The sequence below is a fragment of the Weizmannia acidilactici genome, from assembly GCF_008974225.1.
GTDB classification, from domain to species: Bacteria; Bacillota; Bacilli; order Bacillales; family Bacillaceae_C; genus Weizmannia; species Weizmannia acidilactici.
The window spans coordinates 1-2,018 of sequence record NZ_BKZR01000089.1; the positions used below are offsets into that span (position 1 = coordinate 1).

Here is a 2,018-nt window from a genome sequence, read left to right on the forward strand (position 1 = left end):
TGCACCGTGAGGAACATGCGAGGAGGCTCGCGACGCGTGCGGAAAGCGAGTGAATTTCGCGATCATCAACAACCAACGATAATAATTTTTTCACAAAGAAAGGGGCTCCCCTTCAGCCAGATTACCGCCTTTTGGGACAGCCCCTTTGATTAGGATTGCGTTGCAGTTTTTGCCGGCTGTACCGCTTTTTCCGGAAGGCTGTCGCGCGGTGTTGTTTTCTGGATGAAAAAGGCGAGGATGAAAGCAACAGCTGCCAGGTAAGTGGCCACCATGAACGCGTCATTTATGCCCATGACAGTTCCTTCCCTTGCCGCCAATGCAGCATGGATTTTATCCGCCGGCGATATTTGCCCGGCAGCCATGATCGCCTTTGTATGGGCAAGCCCTTTATTCGTCATGATCGAGACGAAAAAGGCCGTGCCAACAGCGCCCGCCACCATCCTGAAAGTATTGACCATCGCGGTGCCGAATTTATTCATCGCAAGCGGAAGGTCGTTTAAACCGGCCGTAAAGATCGGCATCATTAAAATCGACATCCCGAAACTGCGGATCGTGTAGACTGTCACGACATACGTAAAAGTTGTATCCAATTCCAGCCGGGTCAGGGCATACGTGGTGACAATCGTAATGGCAAGGCCACCCAGGGCAAGCCATTTCACCCCGTAACGGTCAAACAGGCGCCCTGTAATCGGCGACATGATCCCCATTACGATCCCGCCCGGCAAAAGCATCAATCCGGACATCAGCGGGGTAAATCCGCGCACATTCTGCATGTAAATCGGCATCAAAATCATACCGGAAAACAGCGCCATCGTCACAATAATATTAATAGCCATCGTCAAGGTAAATACCGGGTAGCGGAAAATGCGGAACTCCAAAATCGGATGGTCGGTCGAAAGCTGACGCCAAATGAATAAAACAAAAGAAATGGCGCCCACTGCCAAAGTGGCCAACACTTCCACGCTGTCCCATCCTTTCGTTCCCCCGGTAGAAAATCCGTATAAAATGCCCCCGAATCCGATGGAAGATAATATTACACCGAGCGTATCCAGTTTCGGCCGGCTCGTTTCCGTCACATTTTTTACAAATATCGTTGCAAAAATCAAGTCCACAATGGCGATCGGCAAAATGATGAAAAATAAAGTGCGCCATGAATAGTTTTGCACAACCCATCCGGAAAGCGGCGGCCCGATCGCCGGCGCGAAGTTCATCGCCACGCCAAAAATCCCCATTGCAAACCCGCGCCGGTTTGGCGGGAATAAAACAAATATGACATTCGTCATGAGCGGAAAAATAATGCCTGCCCCGACCGCCTGCACAACCCGCCCGATAAGCAGAACAGAAAATCCGGGCGCAATTGCGCAAATCAATGTTCCGAGCGCAAACAACCCCATGGAAGTGAGATACAGCTGTCTCGTTGTAAAGCGGCTCATCAAATATGCTGTAACCGGAATGACAATCCCGTTTGTGAGCATGTAAATCGTAGATAGCCAGTTGGCGGTAGAAGCGGAAATATTTAAATGGTTCATGATTTGCGGCAGCGCGACATTAATCAGCGTCTGATTCAAAAAAGCAACCAATGCGCCTGCCATCATCACCGAAAAAAACGGCACAATTTTTACGGAACGGTTCAACTCGTTCGTTTTTTCCATTCACAATCCCCCATTCAATATAATAGTTTGAGCTTTGGTCACTGAACTATGCCGGAGAGGAAATATCCGATTGGTTTTCCGTCGGGGCAGACGAGGTAATAAGAAAACTCCCGCCTTTGGAACGGGAGAAAGCATTTCATTTATTTTGCTTAACTAAATATTTGGCACTCTAACTATTTTATTCATTTTTAACTGGAAGTCAAGAAAAAGAATTGAATCGGGTCCGCTGTTCCAATCACTTTTTATGTTCAGCACGGGACGCTTAAAAACAAAGGGCAATTCCGAACCTGTTCAAGTATGTGTAAAATTTTACTCGGGGACTTATGAATGAAAAAAAGTGGGAAGACACTCTATCATTTAAATGTA

At 47.7% G+C, this 2,018-nt stretch carries 1 protein-coding gene; it reads right to left on the reverse strand.

The annotated features are described in order from the left end of the window. Nucleotides 1-149: 149 nt before the first annotated feature. Nucleotides 150-1,652, reverse strand: coding sequence for a DHA2 family efflux MFS transporter permease subunit (locus GBH70_RS16325; RefSeq protein ID WP_151682004.1), 1,503 nt, complete (start codon nt 1,650-1,652; stop codon nt 150-152). Between the last annotated feature and the right edge of the window lie 366 nt (nt 1,653-2,018).

Coding starts and splice junctions, on each gene's coding strand:
- GBH70_RS16325 (WP_151682004.1), bottom strand. CDS start 1,652: ATGGAAAAAACGAACGAGTTGAACCGTTCCGTAAAAATTGTGCCGTTT.